This window comes from Paramicrobacterium fandaimingii (assembly GCF_011751745.2).
Taxonomy (GTDB): Bacteria; Actinomycetota; Actinomycetes; order Actinomycetales; family Microbacteriaceae; genus Paramicrobacterium; species Paramicrobacterium fandaimingii.
Map to the genome: position 1 here is coordinate 2,482,466 of NZ_CP061170.1, position 18,998 is coordinate 2,501,463.

The 18,998-nt window shown below is 57.5% G+C and carries 18 protein-coding genes and 2 pseudogenes; 11 read left to right on the top strand and 9 right to left on the bottom strand.

Annotated elements, in window-relative coordinates:
* The first annotated feature begins 18 nt into the window (after positions 1-18).
* The 6 genes and pseudogenes from HCR84_RS11960 (at position 19) to HCR84_RS11980 (ending at position 5,582) form a co-directional block, all read left to right on the top strand.
* A complete protein-coding gene (locus HCR84_RS11960) occupies positions 19-441 on the top strand; it encodes a DDE-type integrase/transposase/recombinase (RefSeq protein WP_166980722.1) in 423 nt (140 codons plus the stop codon).
* A gap of 147 nt (positions 442-588) precedes the next feature.
* Positions 589-1,719, top strand: coding sequence for a glycosyltransferase (locus HCR84_RS17790; RefSeq protein WP_166980720.1), 1,131 nt, complete (start codon positions 589-591; stop codon positions 1,717-1,719).
* Between the two features lie 584 nt (positions 1,720-2,303).
* Positions 2,304-2,894: pseudogene (locus tag HCR84_RS17820) on the top strand (glycosyltransferase); the annotation flags it as partial.
* Positions 2,895-2,930: 36 nt separating this feature from the next.
* Positions 2,931-3,587 carry a glycosyltransferase gene (locus HCR84_RS17665; protein WP_244972472.1) on the top strand — a complete coding sequence of 219 codons (657 nt, stop codon included), beginning with the start codon at positions 2,931-2,933 and terminating at the stop codon, positions 3,585-3,587.
* Complete coding sequence (gene gmd, locus HCR84_RS11975; protein ID WP_166981977.1) at positions 3,580-4,611, top strand: GDP-mannose 4,6-dehydratase; 1,032 nt, start codon at positions 3,580-3,582, stop codon at positions 4,609-4,611. Before HCR84_RS17665 ends, gmd begins: the two co-directional genes overlap by 8 nt.
* A complete protein-coding gene (locus HCR84_RS11980; protein ID WP_166980716.1) occupies positions 4,611-5,582 on the top strand; it encodes a GDP-L-fucose synthase family protein in 972 nt (323 codons plus the stop codon). Before gmd ends, HCR84_RS11980 begins: the two co-directional genes overlap by 1 nt.
* A 1-nt stretch (position 5,583) precedes the next feature.
* Here the strand turns inward: HCR84_RS11980 and HCR84_RS11985 are convergent, their stop codons facing one another.
* Positions 5,584-5,841 (bottom strand): hypothetical protein, encoded by a 258-nt coding sequence (locus HCR84_RS11985; protein WP_166980714.1) that lies wholly within the window; start codon positions 5,839-5,841, stop codon positions 5,584-5,586.
* Between the two features lie 274 nt (positions 5,842-6,115).
* On the opposite strand from HCR84_RS11985, the gene HCR84_RS11990 reads away from it, so the two are divergent.
* Positions 6,116-6,541 carry a serine O-acetyltransferase gene (locus HCR84_RS11990; RefSeq protein ID WP_166980712.1) on the top strand — a complete coding sequence of 142 codons (426 nt, stop codon included), beginning with the start codon at positions 6,116-6,118 and terminating at the stop codon, positions 6,539-6,541.
* A 195-nt stretch (positions 6,542-6,736) separates the two neighbouring features.
* On the opposite strand, the pseudogene HCR84_RS11995 reads toward HCR84_RS11990, so the two are convergent.
* From HCR84_RS11995 to HCR84_RS12025, 7 genes and pseudogenes are all read right to left on the bottom strand, one after another.
* A pseudogene (locus HCR84_RS11995) lies at positions 6,737-7,928 on the bottom strand (IS3 family transposase).
* Between the two features lie 256 nt (positions 7,929-8,184).
* Positions 8,185-9,624, bottom strand: a complete 1,440-nt coding sequence (locus HCR84_RS12000) for a sugar transferase (protein WP_166980710.1) — start codon at positions 9,622-9,624, stop codon at positions 8,185-8,187.
* Between the two features lie 119 nt (positions 9,625-9,743).
* Positions 9,744-10,331, bottom strand: a complete 588-nt coding sequence (locus tag HCR84_RS12005; RefSeq protein ID WP_166980709.1) for an arsenate reductase/protein-tyrosine-phosphatase family protein — start codon at positions 10,329-10,331, stop codon at positions 9,744-9,746.
* Positions 10,331-11,773, bottom strand: a complete 1,443-nt coding sequence (locus HCR84_RS12010) for a tyrosine-protein kinase domain-containing protein (protein ID WP_166980707.1) — start codon at positions 11,771-11,773, stop codon at positions 10,331-10,333. Before HCR84_RS12010 ends, HCR84_RS12005 begins: the two co-directional genes overlap by 1 nt.
* A 222-nt stretch (positions 11,774-11,995) precedes the next feature.
* Positions 11,996-12,610 carry a thymidine kinase gene (locus HCR84_RS12015; protein ID WP_166980705.1) on the bottom strand — a complete coding sequence of 205 codons (615 nt, stop codon included), beginning with the start codon at positions 12,608-12,610 and terminating at the stop codon, positions 11,996-11,998.
* 176 nt (positions 12,611-12,786) lie between these two features.
* Entirely contained in the window at positions 12,787-13,653 is an 867-nt protein-coding gene (gene rfbA, locus HCR84_RS12020) for a glucose-1-phosphate thymidylyltransferase RfbA (RefSeq protein ID WP_166980703.1), read from the bottom strand.
* 1 nt (position 13,654) lies between these two features.
* Positions 13,655-14,269, bottom strand: a complete 615-nt coding sequence (locus HCR84_RS12025) for a dTDP-4-dehydrorhamnose 3,5-epimerase family protein (protein ID WP_166980701.1) — start codon at positions 14,267-14,269, stop codon at positions 13,655-13,657.
* Positions 14,270-14,337: 68 nt separating this feature from the next.
* Here HCR84_RS12025 and rfbD point away from each other — a divergent pair, with 68 nt between their 5' ends.
* The 4 genes from rfbD to HCR84_RS12045 all read left to right on the top strand — a co-directional run bounded on the left by rfbD (position 14,338) and on the right by HCR84_RS12045 (position 17,822).
* On the top strand, positions 14,338-15,225 hold the full coding sequence (gene rfbD / locus HCR84_RS12030) for a dTDP-4-dehydrorhamnose reductase (RefSeq protein ID WP_166980699.1): 888 nt from the start codon (positions 14,338-14,340) through the stop codon (positions 15,223-15,225).
* A 4-nt stretch (positions 15,226-15,229) separates the two neighbouring features.
* A complete protein-coding gene (gene rfbB, locus HCR84_RS12035; protein ID WP_166980697.1) occupies positions 15,230-16,228 on the top strand; it encodes a dTDP-glucose 4,6-dehydratase in 999 nt (332 codons plus the stop codon).
* Between the two features lie 263 nt (positions 16,229-16,491).
* The gene (locus HCR84_RS12040; RefSeq protein WP_166980695.1) at positions 16,492-17,592 is read left to right on the top strand and encodes a hypothetical protein; all 1,101 of its coding nucleotides are present in this window, start codon (positions 16,492-16,494) and stop codon (positions 17,590-17,592) included.
* A complete protein-coding gene (locus HCR84_RS12045) occupies positions 17,589-17,822 on the top strand; it encodes a hypothetical protein (protein ID WP_166980693.1) in 234 nt (77 codons plus the stop codon). Before HCR84_RS12040 ends, HCR84_RS12045 begins: the two co-directional genes overlap by 4 nt.
* Before the next feature lie 118 nt (positions 17,823-17,940).
* Here HCR84_RS12045 and HCR84_RS12050 read toward each other — a convergent pair whose 3' ends face one another.
* The gene (locus tag HCR84_RS12050) at positions 17,941-18,930 is read right to left on the bottom strand and encodes a quinone oxidoreductase family protein (protein ID WP_244972612.1); all 990 of its coding nucleotides are present in this window, start codon (positions 18,928-18,930) and stop codon (positions 17,941-17,943) included.
* Positions 18,931-18,998 lie beyond the last annotated feature (68 nt).

An 18,998-nucleotide genomic window follows, 5' to 3' on the forward strand; every position in this document is an offset into this window, starting at 1 on the left:
CATCGCAGACGGCCGAACGTGTTAAAGCTAACGGACATCACCGAGCACAAGGTTGAAACGATCACGGGAGCTCAAGCTTCCGGAGGAAAGCTCTACCTCTGCGCGATCAAGGATGCCTACTCGAACAAGATCGTCGACTACTCGATCGGCTCTCGAATGAAGTCCCGCCTTGCCGCCCAGGCGCTCGAGAGCGCCGCATTGATGCGCGGTGACGTCGTCCGTTGCGTCGTGCTTTCCGACCGCAGATCGCAATTTCGAAACCGGAAATTCCAGCGCGATCTGACCCGTCAAAGCCGCGGCGGGTCGACGGGCAGAGTCGCGTCATGCGGGGACAACACTGACATAATGGCCTACTTAAGCTTGTTCCAGAAGAACGGCCTCGACCGCTGCAGCCTGGACCACCCGAGAGCAGCCACGCATCGCGATTGTGACCTGGATTGAACGCACCTATCATCGACGTCGTCTTCAGCACACACCCGGCCGATTGACGCCCGTGGAATTCGGAGTCATCATGAACACGGCCGTCGCACTGACGGCACGACTATAACTGTCACCTATCCGTGCAGCAGACCCACCCAAGGAGATTGAGTGAGAGTTAGACACATACTTGCGTTTCTAAGCGGCAATGGCGCATATGGGGGTCCGGCGACCGTCGCGCGTACCCTATGTGAGTCGTTAGGAGGGCTGGGGGTCAGGGCAACCCTATTGTCCGGGTGGGATGGCGATAAACGGGCAATCACCGATTCGGATACATACGTAACTGATGCCCGGAATTCGTTCCGTTTGGGAAGCTCCTTCGCAGGTGTTGCAACACCATCATTGATCTGGGCAACGATCTGTGGCCGAAATAGTTTTGATCTTCATCACGTCCATCTTGCGCGTGATCTGACGACCATGCCTGCAGCAATCGCCTTGATGCTTATGAGGAAGCGCTACGTAATTCAGCCGCACGGCATGCTAGTTCCGGATCCCAGATGGACACACAGAATCATTGATCTACTCTTCACTCGAAAAGTATTGTTGAATTCCCGAGCCGTCCTCGCACTCAATCAAGATGAAGCACGCAATTTAGAGAGACTCGGCGCTCGCCACTCGACTCTACATACAGTCCCAAACGGAATAGGGGTCGACGTGGATTTCAACAAGAATACTAATTCGAGGAAAATGCCGGAGGCCCTTTTTGTAGGCAGATTGCATCCACGAAAGCGAGTCTTGTCATTTGCGCGTTCGGCATTGCTGTCCCGTGACTCTGGTGACCCCATCTCGCGGTTCACAGTCATTGGCCCTGACGAAGGTGACCTTAGCCAACTCAAGAAGTTCATCTCCCAGAATGAACTTCAAGAATATTTGATTTACGATGGCGCACTCCCGACTAACGAAGTTCATGAGCGCATGAGTAACGCATCAGTGCTCGTACTGCCGACGCAGTTCGAGCAGTTCGGCATGGTCGCCTTGGAAGCGCTCGCGCGCGGTGTACCTGTTGTAATTGATCGCAATGCCGGTCTCCTTCGGTATCTAGCACCATCGAATAGCTTGATTGCGGTAGATGGTACAAGTGCAGCAGAAATTAGAGAGGCGATCCTCGAATGCCTCGTGCAAAGGGAAAGCAAAGGAGTCGAAGCGGTCACGCTGGTCAAGAACAGCAGACTAAACGCCACCACTGTGGCCGCTGATGTTGCAGAAATATACTCATCAGCTGTTGACAGCGCCACAGATTGACATATCGGTGTTAATTCTCGATTCACGGATGTGATTTGGCTGAGAATCTGTCCTGGGATTGAGAGGCTCACCTGTCAGACGACGTGACCTCCGATCTGGAGCATCTGATCGATTCACTGGGGGCTGGTCATGCCGTTCTCGGGCCCAGCGGTCACGTGCCGACTGCGGCTGCGGCTGCGTGGAGTTTCGCTCATTCGTTTTGCCGTGGGCCAGTTGTCGAGCAGATGCAAGCGTAAACACCGCGTGAAGTCGACGATTCTCACGGGAGGTTGATGGTTTTGCTCCGAATCGTCCCCATTGTCGCTTTCGCGGATATAGGGGCTGTGATTACAAGCAAGAAGCAAGGTTGCGTTTGAGCCGCCCAAGGACTCTGTACAGCGTGACCTCGTTTCCTGAGGGTGTAGCTGAATGAGAGATTCGCAGATTATGGCGACGCCACGAACTCGCAGTTCACTCTCGAGAATAAGTGAGAGGTTTTTGCCTAGAGATAACTTTTACTTCGAAGTCGCTTCACCTACGCGCTAAAAGAACCTGCGGCATGTTGAGAAATCGCTCCACCTCAAATGCAGTAGATTGCTATCGAGATGACAAGACCCATACGTGTGACGCTAGTGACGCTTCATTATCCACCCGAACCGACGGGTAACGCTCCTTACGCTGGTGCGCTTGCTCGTGGGCTCGCGAATAGGGGGGTCGACGTTCATGTGATAGCAGGGCACCCCCACTATCCTGAGGGGACGTTTCAAGATGGGTATGGAGAGTGGCGTAAAGATTATTTGGAAGGCGAAGTCGAAGTTCAACGGCTGCGGCACTGGCTTCCAAAGAACCAGAGCGCGTTCAGAAGACTTTTGTCTGAGGTGTCCTTTGGAGTCAGAGCTTTGTTCGCACAGTGGCAAAGCCCTGACGTGGTCGTGGCCGTTACGCCAGCGTTCTTTGCGTCGTTACTTGTACTCGTGCGCGCATACGTAACTCGGCGTCCAACTATTTTGTGGGTCCAAGACATTTACAGCCTCGGAATAGCAGAGACTGGCATCGGTGGGCCTGTCGTGACGCGATTCGTGGCAAAGACCGAGTCCTTGAGCTTGCGCTTAGTCGAAAAAGTTGTGGTCATACATGACCGATTTCATCGATTTGTGACCCGAGAGTTGCACCTAGAACCAAAATCGGTAGAGATCGTCCGAAATTGGAACCACCTAGGTGATCGAAAACCTATGAGTCGAGTTGAAACGCGCGCGGCATTTGGGTGGGAAGATGAGAACTTTGTCGTTCTTCACGCTGGAAACATGGGGTTGAAACAGGGGTTGGAAAACGTTGTAAATGCCGCCTCGATCGCCACGGCTAAGGCGCCTGGAGTTAGATTTGTCTTGATTGGCGATGGTAATCAACGGCGCCACCTGGAAGAGCTCGCTGACGGAATAACATCGATTGAATTCGTTGACCCTGTGGACAATGTGCTCTTCGTAAGCGCGCTCGCCGCAGCTGACGCGCTCTTAGTTAATGAACGTGGAGGGGTGGCCGAAATGTCCGTACCAAGTAAGCTGACTTCATACTTCGGCGCGGGGAAACCAATTATCGCCTGTGCCAGTGATGACGGGGCGACTTCAGATGAAATCAATGCGTCATCTGCAGGAATAGTGGTTCCTGCAGATGACGCCGGGGCTCTTGTAGACGCGTGCGTTCGTCTAAAACAAGATCCAAGTCTTAGTCATAATCTGGGTGCGCATGGGAAAGCATACAAGGAGAATGAACTGTCTGAACGAGTGGCGGTAGACAAGTTTCTTTCTATCGTTACAAGCATTATTAGACGATTGGACAAGAACTCCATCAAGGACTCTGGTTGCCATTCACAAGGAGAGAATGTTGTCTAAGCGCGCCTTTATAACCGGAATTACGGGCCAAGATGGTTCGTACTTGGCGGAATTGCTATTGAAAAAGGGCTACGAAGTTCATGGGCTAATTCGCAGAGCTTCCACATTCAACACGTCTCGTATCGACCACCTTTATGTCGATCCGCATGACCCAAGCGCTAAGATCTTCCTCCATTACGGAGACTTGAGCGACGGAGCGCGATTGGTCACCTTGCTTGCTGAGATTGATCCTGATGAAGTGTACAACTTGGGGGCTCAATCACATGTACGTGTATCGTTCGACGAGCCGGAACACACTGCAGACACGACAGGAACCGGGACCGTACGTTTGCTTGAAGCAGTAAGGTTATCCGGCATAGAAACTCGCTTCTATCAGGCATCTAGTTCGGAACTTTACGGGGCCACCCCACCGCCGCAGAACGAGGAAACGCCGTTCTATCCGAGATCTCCATACGGTGCCGCGAAACTGTATAGCTATTGGATAACCAAAAATTACAGGGAAGCGTACGGCATGTTTGCCGTAAATGGCATCTTGTTCAACCACGAATCTCCCCGTCGTGGCGAGACATTCGTGACGCGCAAGATTACGCGAGCGGTCGCAGCCATAAAGGTCGGAAGGCAAGAAAACTTGTATATGGGTAATCTTGACGCCATCCGCGATTGGGGATACGCAGCAGAGTACGTTGAAGGAATGTGGCGGATGCTTCAAGCTGATGAGCCTGACGACTACGTATTGGCGACCGGGCTCCCCTGCACCGTTCGAGACTTTCTGAGGTTGTCATTTGACTACGTTGGTTTGAACTGGGAGAACCACGTGCGCTTCGACGACCGATATCTGCGACCTACTGAAGTAGATGCACTTATTGGCGACCCAACCAAGGCAAGAGAGAAGCTCGGATGGAAGGCTACTGTTCGGCCTGACGAATTAGCGCGACTTATGGTGGATGCTGACATTGAGATGCTCGAGCATTCAGGTCGTCCTTGGAGCGACGAGGTCTCGCTTGAAAGCTGGCGTGAAAACTAATGTTGGGTGAGGTGTTTACAGCCACTCCGCTAGACCGGAGCGCTGCTATTTATATTGCTGGGCATCGTGGGCTGGTAGGTTCAGCGATCTACCGGAAGCTCGTTGCCGAAGGATTTAACAACGTTATCGGGCGCTCATCGTCTGATTTGGACCTCACTGACCGTTCTGCAGTTTTCAAGTTTTTCGAAGAGATAAAGCCGACTTACGTTGTGCTGGCCGCGGCTAAAGTTGGTGGGATCATGGCGAATGACACCTACCCGGTTGACTTCCTTTCAGCGAATCTGCAGATACAGGTCAACGTCATGGACGCTGCGGTAGCGCAGCGTGTCAAGCGATTGCTTTTTCTCGGTTCGTCCTGCATCTATCCGCGCCACGCCCCCCAACCAATTCGCGAGGATTCGTTGCTAACTGGTCGACTCGAACCTACTAATGATGCCTACGCGATTGCCAAGATTGCAGGTATCCTCCAAGTACAGAGCGTCCGGCGGCAATTCGGATTGTCGTGGATCTCGGCAATGCCCACTAATCTATATGGTCCAAGAGATAACTTCTCGCCGCACGGATCGCATGTGCTACCCGCGCTAATTCGCAGGTATGATCTTGCCGTTCGTGAAGGCGCTTCGTCCGTGACTAACTGGGGCACTGGTACGCCACGACGTGAGTTCTTACATGTAGACGATTTGTCATCAGCTTGTCTGCATCTACTTGAGAACTACGATGGTGCGGCGCAGATAAATGTAGGTACGGGAATGGACTCATCGATCCGTGAAATTGCTAATGAAGTTGCACGGGTTGTGGGCTATGACGGTTCTACCAATTGGGACAGTACTAAGCCCGACGGAACACCACAAAAGCTTCTTGACGTTACGAAGCTGACTGAAACGGGATGGCGTGCATCCATCAGCTTTGAGAAGGGAATCCGCTCAACTGTGGAATGGTATCGGGCGAATCGCACCCAGCTCCGCGGATAGGTCAGGGCCTACGTTCGTTGAATACCCAGTCTAGCTGCGCGTACACGCTCTCATGTTCCCCGAGGTCGGGGAACAGACCCGCATACACCTCAGCATCGGACACGTCCGCGACATCGTCCCAGCTGACGCCTTTCCGGTCAGCAGCATCGATCACCGTCACGACGCTTTGCCAGGACATTCCCTGAGCGGCGATCTGCCGACCTGTGAATCCTTCCGCGCGAAGCCTCAGCACGAGCTTCGATCGGATCTTGCGTACCATCAGTATTTACTCCTTCTGCAGCGCGATTAGGCCGCGCGGCAGAAGGCGCCTACACAAGGTGGCCCTCCCTCAAAATAGCGGGCGGCGCTGACGAACACGACCCCGCAAACAAATGACTGGCGCTCAAACGCAATATCGATGGCACCCAGAAGGCCAAATATTCAGTTACACACCAACTGTCCAGGCTCGCGCTAACAACAAGCGCCACTCGCTACAATGACCAGCTTTCTGCAGGGATTAGGTACGGTGGGTCGGACACAGGCAGGATGGAAACGTGAACCTAACTGAACGACTCGTCGCCCGTCGCCGCTTCCGTCTCGTGCGTGAACTTCTCCTTATCTACGGGATCGAGATTCCCGCATCCGTTCGTGTTGGCAGCGATTTTCAGATGGTGCACCGCGGCCTCGGAACGGTGATCCACCCTTCAACGGTGATCGGCGACAGGGTACGCATCTACCACCAGGTCACTATCGGACGCGCGGATGGGCACGTCCCTGCTTCGAAATCGAAAATGGAGCGAATCGAGATTGGTGACGATGTCGTCCTCTTCCCCGGTGCGAAAGTGCTCGGTGGTCCCGGTATCACTCGAGTCGGATCAGGCACAATCGTGGCTGCTAACGCAGTGCTGACCAAATCGACGGGTGAGAACGAGATCTGGGGTGGCGTACCGGCCGTGAAGATCGCAGATAGACGCCAGTAGCAGTCGATGATGATCTCTGCTGGATCAAGATCTGTAGGTTGTGCCACTGAACACGAACGTCCATCGGATGCCGTCGCTGACCAACGAGGTCTGTCCGATGTACCGGATGATCCCGGTTGTCAGCGACGCATGAATAATGACCCTGTGGCGTCGGAAGAATATGGGACTGCTGCACGGATAGGTGACAGTTTCTAGTCACGCCGCCAGTGCGACGGTCGTGTTCATGATGGTCTCGAATTCGACGGGCGTCAAACGCCCTAGAGCGGCCTGCCGGCGGCGGCGGTGATAGGTCCGCTCGATCCAGGTCACGATCGCGATGCGAAGCTGCTCACGGGTTGTCCAGGAGCGCCGGTCGAGGACATTCTTCTGTAGCAGGGAGAAGAAGCTCTCCATGGCGGCGTTGTCGCCGGCCGCGGCCACTCTTCCCATTGATCCGACCATCCTGTGACGGGTCAGTGCGCGCAGGAACTTCCGACTGCGAAATTGCGATCCGCGGTCGCTATGGACCACACAGCCGGCGACATCACCACGCATCTGAACAACGTTCTCGAGTGCTCGGACGGCCAGGCTTGACTTCATCCGCGAGTCGATCGAGTACCCGACGATCTTGTTTCCGAACACGTCTTTGATCGCGCAGAGATAGAGCTTGCCCTCCGCGGCTTGTGCTCCGTTATGTCGGTCAGCCAGAGATGGTTCGGCCTGTCAGCGGTGAACTCGTGCCTGATCCGGCCGTTCTCGTCGGTCACAGTGCAGAGGTCGTCGTGGACGGCCGGGCCCGGCTTCTTACCGTTCTTGCCGCGCTTCTTCCCGAACGCGCTCCACCAGCCGTTGTTCGACGTGATCCGCCAGGCAGTCCGGTCCGCCATCGCCTCCCCGGCGTCGCGGGCCTCGTCAGCGAGCAGCCGGTGCCCGAACTCCGAGTCATCTTTGTGAGCGTCAAATAGCACGTTCGCTCGATATGCCTCCACCACCTCGCTGGGCGTGATGGGGTCAACCAGCCACCGGTAGTAGGGCTGACGAGCAAGCTTCAACACCCGACACGTCACCGTCACGGAGATCCCCGCAGCGGCGAGCTCAGTCACGAGCGGGTAGAACCTTTTCCCGGAAGATTCGCCTGCGACAGATACGCCGCCGCACGTCGCAGCACTTCATTCTCCTGCTCCAGCAGTCGAATCCTCTGACGCGCGTCCCGCAGCTCCACGGCCTCACTACGCGTCACACCGGGCTTCGCCCCGTCGTCCACCGCCGCGCGCTGCAACCACTTCTGCAACGTCACCGTATGAACACCGAAGTCTTTCGCGACCTGCTCGATCGTCACACCAGGCTCGCGGCTTCGCGCGACACGCACCACGTCGTCACGGAACTCAGAGGGATAGGGCTTAGGCATGATGCCATCCTTCCAGGCCAGCCCTCCCAGGCAAGCCAGATCAGATGTCACCTATCCGTGCAGCAGTCCCTATTGCCCCGTATAATCAGCAGCTGTCTCACTTGACTTGACAAATTCCAGCCTGGAACTCGGGGCGTACTCCTTGAGTGCAGGAATGTTCAGATTCACTTCTTGCTCGATCACACCCTCCTGCAAACCCAGGCCGGTTCAATCTGACCTGAGTAATGGCGAACCTCCAACTCGTAACGCGACCCGCCTAAGTCGCACCGTCCGCCACGGCTACAGCTCGCACAGTGCGCCAAAGAATTATGAGATCGCCCACCAGCGACCAATTTTCAACATAATAGAGGTCGAGTCGAATAGCATCGTTCCAGTCGAGAGCGCTGCGTCCGCTGACCTGCCATAGCCCCGTAATTCCTGGCTTCACGAGCAGTCTACGGTGATCGTATTTCGCATACAGAGCGACCTCGCGCTCGCGTTGAGGACGTGGACCAACAAGGCTCATCCCACCTCGCAATACATTTATAAGCTGTGGCAATTCATCGAGCGAGTATCTTCGAAGCACACGTCCAACAGAGGTGATTCGCGGATCGTCTCTAATTTTGTGCAACGGGCGATCGCTCGTTCCCTGTGCATCCAGCAACGACACAAGTTGGTCGTCAGCATCTTGCACCATTGAGCGAAACTTGTACATGGGGAATAACCGGCCATTCATGCCGATCCGATCCTGCGCGTAGAAGATATTTCCTTGGCTCGTGCACTTGATGAGTACTGCGATCGCAAGAAGCAGGGGCGACGACAAAACAAGGAGTGAAAGCGAACCAACAATGTCAAAGATGCGCTTGGCGAATCGTTTTCCCCCTGTCAGCTTTGGATAATCTACGTATATCAATGGAAAGCCAGTCGCTTGACGCATGTGGATACGAGGTCCGGCGACATCAGTAAGTGCCGCCGCAACGATTAAATCTACGTTTCGTACGTCAAGTTCCCAGCCCAATTGCTGCAAACGTTCTGGTGATATGTCGTCAGCAGCGGTAATAATCACCGTGTCAATACTGCGTTCAGTGATCGTTTCAAGTAGCCGATCATACGAATGGACGACCACGTCACCCAGTGCGCCCTGTACACGCTCTGCGTCACTTATAACCGCCGCCACCACGTCAAATCCAGCATTTGGGTCTGCTTGCATTTGACGAAAAACATGATGAACTTTTGCCTCTTCGCCAACGATCATTGTCTTGTAAACATTCTTGCCAGACCGGCGTTGTATATGAAGTCGCCTTCGCCACAAATATCGTTCGACAATAAGCGCGACAAGCCCCAGCGGAAGCGCGATGACTAAGTATCCGCGAGCAATTTCAACTCTCAGCAAGAACGCAAGCACAGCAAATGCGCCGAAAATGGTAAAGGTCGCGGACACGACGCGTCTGTACTCTGCTGAACCAGCACCGAAATTGTGGGGTTTGCGGGTATCGCCCAAATGCAAGGCAAGGATCCACGCCACGACAAGAACTGCCGACACTATGGAATACGAGACTTGTATCGGAGTTGACGAAACTCGTGTCACGAATTCGGGCGCTGCAGCTCCGAAACGAAGGGTTTGTGCGCCACATACCGCAAGTACGACCACTGCAAAATCAGAGGCAGCCAGCTTTCTCCCATAGCGAACCTCCCAAGCTGGCGCGCTAGCGACCATATCCCGTCTTTTCCCTTCGTCTCTACTCAAATTACAAGTTCATCATTGAAAAATGACCCGTGCTGGACGCCCCTGTTCGCCAAGCACCCCATAATCAATGATCAGTAGTTCGCGCCGCTTCACGCGAAGCCCTGCAGATACTCCACCGCCACGTCCACGGCCGGCACCAACTGGTCAGCCGATTCGGCGTACACCGCAGCCGATTGCCGGAACGGGTCGACAACGTCATCATCTTCCGGAGCTACCGGAGGAAGCATCCCGCGCTCATCTGCGACGAGCTCAATAGCGGACTCAATGCGCGACCGACCGTCGTCGGTCGGCTGTTGTGCAATTAATCTGAGAGCGCTCTCCTCTATAGAAGTAACGATACGAGCGAACTCTCGAAGTGTAAATGTCTTGCGTGCAGCCCTGGGAATGAGTTGAACTACCGCTTTGCGATGCTCACGCGCCATCGCGAAGATCACGTCAGCATCGCGAACCATTTCGGCCGACAGCTGGCGTGCGACGTGCTGGTCAACGTCTATTGCCCCATTTTTCCCGGCGAGCTGCGCAGCCTGCTCGTCCATGGGCCAGCCGACCATCGCAGAGCTTCCGGCGCTTTCCACCAGAACATCGGAAATCGAGTTCAATCGCACACGCAGGAGCTGCTCCGCCATCGGAGAGCGGCAGATGTTGCCCGTGCACACTGTGAGAATGCGAATAGTCATTACGCGGACCCACCTTTCACTCGACGACGTCTCGACGACGAGCGTTCGTCTTCGTCCAAGAGACGCTCGGTATCGCTCACGCCGCCATAGCTGTACTGCCCGTACGCGTATGAGTCTGGGCCCTTGGTTGGCAACATCGTGACGATGACGCCAACGAGCTTGCTCCCGATCCCCTCGAGAGTTCGAACCGCATTCGCGAGCTCTTGCCTCTTCGTGCGACCAGATGCAGCGATCATGATCGCCCCACCGGTGAGCTTCGATACGACCGCAGCATCGGTGACAAGCAGAAGCGGCGGTGCATCAATCAAGACGTAGTCGAAGGCATCAGTCATGGTCTTCAACGTGCGTTCCATCGCTTCTGAACCAAGCATCTCGCTGGGGTTCGGAGGCAGCTGACCGCTCGGCAGTACAAAGAGCTGGCCGCGTCCCCATTTCTGCAAGACATCGACGAGGTCAGCGCGACCAATGAGAACATCAGTCAGCCCGACAGAACCCTCGATGCCCATGTACTCGGCGAGCTTCGGCAAACGGAGGTCGCCGTCGACGAGAGCCACCTTGGCACCCGTTTCTGCAAGAGAGATCGCGAGGTTCGCTGCCGTCGTGCTCTTGCCTTCACCGGGGATAGAACTCGTTATGACGTAGCTGCGCGGACCCCCTTGGACGTTGACGAACTGCAGGTTCGTTCGAAGACTACGGAAGGACTCAGCACGTGGGCTACGTGGATCAGCGTGAACAACAAGTGGTCGCTTCTTTGCGTCAGGGTCCAGCGCAATACCGCCCAACAGCGTCGAATCTGTGACCTGCTCAATGTCATGCTGCGAATGAATGCGAGTATCGAGTACAAACCTCAGCACGGCAACGCCAATTCCGACAGCCAACCCGAGCAAGAGGCCGAGGACAATGTTCAGCTTCACATTCGGGCTCACGGGGTCGGTGGGGGCCACCGCAGGTTGAACAGTCTCGATCCGCACAAGACTCGGAGCGTCGCCTTCTGGTTTCTCCAACTGGTTGACGACGACATCAGAAAACACCTCGCCGACCTTGTTTGCAATCTCCGCTGCTTGCCCGGCATCAGTGTCGGTTACCGTGACGTTTATCAACACCGTATTCTGAGGTGATTCCGCAGAGATTTTGTTCGCGAGCTGACTCGTTGTCGTGTCCATGCCCAGTTCTTCAATCACGCGATCAAGAACAATCGCCGTGTCAACGACGTCAACATACGAGGTCACTGCTTGTCTGGCAAAGCTCGTGCCCTGCACGAGGTCAACGGCACTGCCGGCGGTGTCACCGCCTTGCACAGAAACGTAGAGTTGCGTCGACGTCTGATACTTCGGCGCCGTCATGAGCGAATACGTCGCTGCCACGGCAACGCCGACGAGCACGCACGCAATGATCAGCATCCAATTCTTATGCAGAATGCGAATGTAGTCGCGAAGTTCCACCAAGTCCCCTAGATTGTCTGAGCGCCTGCGGACGATGCGTTCACATACAAAACCGCGACCCTCAATGGTTACATACCCTTAGAGAACCATGAGAACAGGCATCGTCTCTACCCTGGAGCGCAGTATGTCTTCAAATTGCCTGAGATTCCGCGGAAGGCAACTTCTCGACATGGTACCTGTGCGTGAGAAGACCCCCTCGACTGGGGACACAGAATCGTCGCTCTAATGCGCGTATCCGAGTGTCCCACCGGACTCCTGCAGGTAGCAGGAGCCGCAGAGTGACTCGTAGGTGACTGTTGCGCCGTCGATCGCTACCTGGTCGCCGTCGAAGATGAAGCGGTCACCGACGCGGCGTCCGTTGAACAGCGCCTTGCGTCCGCAGCGGCAAATGGTCTTCAGCTCTTCCAATGAATGTGCGACCTCGAGCAGCCGTCGACTGCCTGGGAAAGCTCGCGTACGGAAGTCCGTGCGGATGCCGTAGGCGAGGACGGGGATGCCTTCGAGCAGGGCGATGCGCAGCATCCCGTCTACCTGTTCATCGGTGAGGAACTGCGCTTCATCAAGCAGCAGACAGCTCACGTCGCGATCGTTTGAGCGAATGTGCTCAGCGCGGATCTTCTGGAACTGCAGATAGGTATCTGCCTCTGGCGTGATCAGGTAGTCGACCTCACGCGAGACGCCAAGCCGGCTCTCGATTGAGCGGTCGCCCTTGGTGTCAACAGCTGGCTTGGAGAGCAAGACGTGCTGGCCGCGTTCTTCGTAATTGAAGGCTGCTTGCAGAAGCGCCGTGCTCTTGCCGGAGTTCATCGCGCCGTAGCGGAAGTACAGTTTTGCCACGATTTGAGTTTACTTTGCGCTGATGTTTCTAGAGTGCCAGCACTACCAGCGATCCGGCACCCACAGTCGCGATGGCAAGGAGCACGTAATGCCACACGCGTGGGCCGTAGCTATTACGTCGCTTCATCGGTTTCGCGTCTGCGGTCTTGAACACAAGAGGTTAGTATACTGAAAATTCACCGAGAGTCGGCGAGTGCTCCCAGGTAGGTGCCATAGCCACTCTTGGCATACGTTGCGGAATGCTGTTCGAGCTGCTCGTCGGTGATCCAACCCTGACGCCACGCGACTTCTTCAACGCAACCGATTTTGTGTCCCTGGCGTTCTTCGATCACTCTGACGTACTCAGATGCCTGCATCATCGAGTGGATCGTTCCCGTGTCGAGCCATGCTGTGCCGCGTTCGAGCACCTGCACCTGCAGATTGCCGGAGTTCAAGTAGTGCTCGTTGATCGACGAGATCTCCAGTTCGCCGCGCGCGCTCGGCGTGATTGACTGGGCGATGTCGACGACGCGATTGTCGTAGAAGTACAGGCCTGGCACCGCATAATTGCTCTTGGGAGCAGCAGGCTTTTCTTCAATGCTCACTGCGTGATTGTCGGAATCGAACTCGACGACGCCGTACGCTGTGGGGTTCGCTACGTGATAGGCGAAGATGAGCGCCCCCGAGATGTCGTTGTGCCCGTTCAGTGACGTACCGAGCCCCGTGCCATGAAAGACATTGTCTCCGAGCACCAGCGCGACACTTTCGTCGCCGATGAAGTCTTCGCCAATGAGAAATGCCTGCGCCAGACCATCTGGAGACGGCTGCACGGCGTACTGCAGGCTGATTCCCAGTGCTGCTCCGTCGCCGAGAAGAGCTTCGAATTGCGCGCGATGCTCCGGTGTGGTGATAACCAGAATCTCGCGGATCCCGGCCATCATCAGAGTAGATAACGGGTAGTAAATCATCGGCTTGTCGTAGATGGGCATCAGCTGCTTCGAGATGCCCCGTGTGATCGGCCACAGTCTCGTGCCCGATCCGCCCGCAAGTATGATTCCGCGCATGTCAGCTCGCTTCGCTGCTGGACCGACTCGCATAGAACGCTTGCGCATCGTTCCAGACCGGCAGAAGCCCCGACTGCTGCGCTTCGGACAGCGTCGGAGCGCCGAGGTCCCTGGGCGACAGCAGGAGATCGGCACGGTCGATCGGAAGGTCAAGTTCGATGTCGGCATCGAACGGCGTTATGGCGTGCTCATGACCCGGATTGTACGGTTCGGAGACGAGGTAGCTCACTGTCGCGCCATCGGTCAGCGCGACGAAGCAGTGCCCGAGTCCTTCAGCCAGGAACACGGCATTTCGCGCGGAGTCATCGAGCTGTACAGAATCCCAGCTGCCGAAAGTCGGCGAGCCCACTCGGATGTCGATGACAAAGTCCATGACGGCCCCACGCACCGCCGTGACGTACTTGGCTTGACTCGGCGGAATGTCTGCGAAGTGAATGCCGCGGACGCTCCCACGTGCGGAGACAGATGTATTCGCCTGCTTGACGTTGAATCGCCGGCCCAAGACCGCTTCGAGCTCATCCGCGCGGAACCACTCTAAGAACACACCGCGGTCATCGCCGTGCTGTAGCGGCGTGATTTCGAAGCTGTCGGGAACAGCCAGTTCTCGGATGTGCACGCCGGGAGTCTAACCTTGAAGTAGCCATCAAAACTGAGATGTACTCACAATTGGGGGAAGATATCTCTATGCGCATTCTCATCACCGGTGCCGACGGCATGCTCGGAACAGACGTGCGCGAAAGCCTCGTGCATCACGAACTCACGTCGGCCAATCGCCGCACGCTCGACGTGACGGACGCCGTCGCCGTGCGTCACGCCGTCGCTGGGCATGACGTCGTGATCAACGCAGCGGCGTTCACGAACGTTGATGCTGCTGAAGAGAACGAAGAGCTCGCCTACCAGGTGAACGCCGAGGGTGCGCGCTATCTCGCCGAAGCGTGCAAGGCATCGGGTGCTCGCCTCGTGCATATCTCCACCGACTATGTCTTCGACGGCACGTCGTCTGAGCCGTACCCCGAAGACGCTGAGCTTCATCCGCTCTCGAGCTACGGCAGGTCGAAGGCTGCGGGCGAGCGATTCGTGCGCGATACCTACCCCGAGGGCAGCATCGTTGTGCGCACGGCGTGGCTGTATGGCAAAGCCGGGCCCAACTTTGCGGCGACGATGCTGACGCTTGCAGCACAACGAGAGACTGTCGACGTGGTCACCGATCAACGAGGCCAACCAACATGGACGCGAGACCTCGCTCATCATATTCGCCACCTGCTCGAGCAGAACGCGGCCCCGGGAATTTACCACGGCACGAATGCCGGCGACACGACGTGGTTTGAGTTCGCCCGGGCGGTCTATGCCGAATGCGGGCTGGACCCTGACCGCATCCGCCCCACCGACAGCGCAAGCTTTGTGCGTGCCGCACCACGACCTCACAACTCAGTGCTCGCCCATGGCGCGTGGCGCGCCATTCGACTCGAGCCCATGCGGCCGTGGCGCGAAGCGCTGCGCGATGCCGTACGAAGCGGGGTCTTCGACGACCAACGCCGACACCTTCAGGGCGATGCGACAGACGTAAGCTGATCTCGTGTCACACATTCTTGTCACCGGTGGTGCCGGGTTCATTGGATCAAACTTCGTACGTTTCGTGCTCGACAACACAGCGCACAGCGTCACCGTTCTCGACAAGCTGACCTACGCCGCGAATACCGCCTCGCTTGAAGGCCTGCCGGCATCCCGCTTCACCGTCGTGCAGGGCGATATTGCGGATGCCGACGTTGTCGACGGTCTCGTCGCCAGCCACGATGCCGTGGTGCACTATGCAGCGGAAAGCCACAACGACAATTCACTCGATGACCCGCGGCCGTTTCTCGACAGCAACATCGTGGGCACATACACGTTGCTCGAGGCAGCCCGGCGGCACGGAACCCGTTTTCACCACATCTCGACGGACGAGGTGTACGGCGATCTGGAACTCGACGACCCGAATCGGTTTACCGAGTCGACCGCGTACAACCCGTCGAGCCCGTACTCGTCGACGAAGGCGGCGAGCGACCTGCTGGTGCGCGCGTGGGTGCGCTCGTTCGGCGTCGACGCAACGATCAGCAACTGCTCGAACAATTACGGCCCGTACCAGCACGTTGAGAAGTTCATTCCGAGGCAGATCACAAATGTGCTGATCGGTGAGCGCCCGAAGCTCTATGGGGCCGGAGCAAACGTTCGCGATTGGATTCACGCCGACGACCACTCATCTGCCGTGCTGACGATTCTGGAGCGTGGTCGCATCGGCGAGACCTACCTGATTGGCGCCGACGGTGAGAAGAACAACCGCGAGGTCATTGAGCTGATTCTTCAGCAGCTCGGGCAGCCTAGCGACGCGTATGACCACGTCGTCGACCGCCCAGGCCACGACCTGCGCTACGCCATCGATTCGACAAAGCTGCGCACCGAACTCGGCTGGACGCCCCGCTTCACAAATTTCGCTGACGGGCTCGCGTCGACGATCGACTGGTACCGCGACAATCGGGCGTGGTGGGAGCCGCAGAAGGCAGCTGCCGAAGCCCGCTACCAGGCGCAGGGCCAGTAGCGAGACACAGTCCGCAATGTCCTGATCAAGACCACACCGCAGTTCGCGCCTCCGCTACGTATCGGTGGCAGCAGCAGACCGGCTGGGGTTGCGCGCGAACGAGAGAAACACGCTGAAGAATGCAGTAAGATTGCGACATTCTGAAAATGTCCTTCTCCAACGCCAGCGGAATCCGCGCTTTTTCTGAATTCGTGCTATCTTCGTAAAATCAATTGATTCCGCTGTCGGCGGAGGAAACGGGTTTTCGGAAGCGGGGGTGGACGATGGATGAGAGAATCACCATGCTGGCGCCCGAGTCGACACGGCAAGTACTTCGAGCCTGCGTCACCGTGCTCAACGCCCCGCTGCCAACCGGGTGGAGTCTTACCGAGCGTGATGAGGTGCCTCTCGGCTCGAAGCGCGTAGATGCTATCCTTCGACTCACGGACCCGACTGGCACGACGATCGACTTCATCGTCGGGGCGAAACGGATCGTCGAGAGGCGCGACCTGGCACGCATCCGCGACATGCTCGACGACACAATCCGCGAGCTTGGAGGCGAGGCGAAGGGACTGGTCGCTGCGCGTTACCTCTCACCGCGAGTTCGAGCCGACCTCGAACGACTCGGACTCTCCTACGTTGATGCGACGGGCAACATGCGGATCGCGCTCGATCGCCCTGCGATCTTCCTCTCCGACCGTGCCACCGACCGCGACCCGTGGCGCCGCCCGGGCCGCCCACGTGGCTCCCTCAAGGGCGAGCCAGCCGCCCGCGTCGTTCGAACGCTCATCGGCTACCGAGGGCCGCTCTCTATCTCCGACCTCCTCAGGCTATCCGGTGCGTCGACTGGTGCCACCTACCGGGTGCGCGACTATCTCAGCGAGGAGGGACTCCTTCAACGACTTCCCGATTCCACTTACCGGGTACCGGATTGGCAGAAGCTTCTGCGCGAGTGGGCGGCCGACTACACACTGCCACCGGTCACGACCCAGGCGTTCATCGCTCCGCTTGGCATCGAGTCGCTCCGGGCGAGGACTGCGAATGCCGATAGATTCCGCTATGCCATGACGGGGAGTTTCGCCGCACAGGAGTGGGCGCCGTATGCCCCGACGAGGCTCGCTCGCATATACGTCGAGGACATTACCGCCGCCGCCACGTGCCTCGATCTTCGTCCAACCGACATCGGACAGAACGTGTTACTTGTCGAGCCGAAGAACCCGCGCAGCATTGTTTTCGAGAACACGTGGACCGCGCGCGACGGTGTCGTACTCGCGGCTCCCTCGCAGGTCGCTGTCGATCTGCTTAACGGCCCGGGCCGGAACCCCGCCGAGGGCGAGGCGCTCATCGCTTGGATGGCAGCAAACGAAGAAGCGTGGCGGAAATGACTGATGCCGTTTCCCTGGCCCGCCGTGGACTGCTCGACGCACTCGAGGCACTTCATGAGCACCTCGAAGCGATCGAGATGCTCCGTGACCTCTTCGGTTCGAGTAGTGCAGAAGGCTCGCTCATGGCGGGGCGCGCCGAGGAAGGTGTCGGAGATCCTGAGCAGGTCGCGCTTGCCGCGAGCATCCTCGCTTCAGACTTGTACACTGCGCTCGCACAGCAGTCGGCATAGGGATTTCTGCCGCCCGCACCTGTCACGGGACTTGATACGTGACTGGGGTGTCTCTCAAAGAGAGCTGCCGAAGCCCGCTATACGGCCCAGCGGGCAATAGCCGCGGCGGCCACCACCGTCACGAGACCTGAACGATGACCTTGCCGGCTCCCCTGCCCTCAGCGAGGCTCTGCTGCGCGGACGCTGCCGATTCGAGTCCCTCGACAACCGTCCGCTGAGGATCAACTCGTCCGCTCTTCACGACATCAAGCACCCGTTCGAGAGACCGCCTCACAACAGCAGGCGCGTTTCGCGACAGTGCCTCGAGGCTGAATCCACCGATTGCGGCGTTGCCGCCGAAGAGCGCCGCGGCCTCAGGCAGCGCCGCAAGTGGGCCGCCGGCGGCATTCCCGAAGAGAACGATTCGACCCCCGGGCGCGAGCATCTGGAGATCTTCGTCGAGCCATCGCGTTCCCTGAGGATCGAAGACGAGGTCGACTCCGCTTTCGCGCTCAGAGGCGATCTCTTGTGCCATTCCGAACGATCGCTCGACGACATGGGTGTACCCGAGCTTTCGAGCCAGAGCACCGCGTGATGATGAGCCAACAATGCCGATCAGACTCACGTCCCCAACATCGTGAGCGAGGTCGGCGAGCGCGGCTCCCACTGCGCCGGACGCGCTGTGCACCGCAACTGTGTCGTGACGACGAACTCGGCCAAAGGCGTGGAGCAAGAGATGCGCGGTGACATATGCGCCGGGGACTGCCGCGGCGGCGGCGAGCTCCACGCCAGAAGGAACGTGGGCGGCCAGCCGCGCGTCGGCGAGCGCCTGTTCCGCCAGACCGCCCGCGTTGGTGAGGGCCACAACCCGATCTCCCACCGAGAAATCCGTGACCCCGGGCCCGATGTCTCTGACGCGCCCGGCTACCTCGAGACCGGGTGTGAAGGGCCACGAAGGCGCATACCCCGGGTCTCCGCGTCTGGCCATGATGTCTTTGAAGTTGACGCCCGCGTATGCCACGTCGATCACGATCTGGCCGGTTTGCGGCGACGGAGACGGCACAATGCCGACACGCGTCTGCGACGCATCCGTTGCGGCGTGGTCAAACAGGAGCGCCCGCATTGACATGTTTCTCACACCAGCCCACTCTTTCGATGAATGTCGAACAAGATGCACGGTAGCATTATTCGACATTT

What these genes read in the sequence shown, in the direction of transcription:
- HCR84_RS17665 (WP_244972472.1), top strand. Translation starts at nt 2,931, where the DNA reads ATGAGTCGAGTTGAAACGCGCGCGGCATTTGGGTGGGAAGATGAGAAC.
- HCR84_RS11980 (WP_166980716.1), top strand. Translation starts at nt 4,611, where the DNA reads ATGTTGGGTGAGGTGTTTACAGCCACTCCGCTAGACCGGAGCGCTGCT.
- HCR84_RS11985 (WP_166980714.1), bottom strand. Translation starts at nt 5,841, where the DNA reads ATGGTACGCAAGATCCGATCGAAGCTCGTGCTGAGGCTTCGCGCGGAA.
- HCR84_RS12000 (WP_166980710.1), bottom strand. Translation starts at nt 9,624, where the DNA reads ATGGTCGCTAGCGCGCCAGCTTGGGAGGTTCGCTATGGGAGAAAGCTG.
- HCR84_RS12005 (WP_166980709.1), bottom strand. Translation starts at nt 10,331, where the DNA reads ATGACTATTCGCATTCTCACAGTGTGCACGGGCAACATCTGCCGCTCT.
- rfbA (WP_166980703.1), bottom strand. Translation starts at nt 13,653, where the DNA reads ATGCGCGGAATCATACTTGCGGGCGGATCGGGCACGAGACTGTGGCCG.
- rfbD (WP_166980699.1), top strand. Translation starts at nt 14,338, where the DNA reads ATGCGCATTCTCATCACCGGTGCCGACGGCATGCTCGGAACAGACGTG.
- HCR84_RS12040 (WP_166980695.1), top strand. Translation starts at nt 16,492, where the DNA reads ATGGATGAGAGAATCACCATGCTGGCGCCCGAGTCGACACGGCAAGTA.
- HCR84_RS12045 (WP_166980693.1), top strand. Translation starts at nt 17,589, where the DNA reads ATGACTGATGCCGTTTCCCTGGCCCGCCGTGGACTGCTCGACGCACTC.
- HCR84_RS12050 (WP_244972612.1), bottom strand. Translation starts at nt 18,930, where the DNA reads ATGTCAATGCGGGCGCTCCTGTTTGACCACGCCGCAACGGATGCGTCG.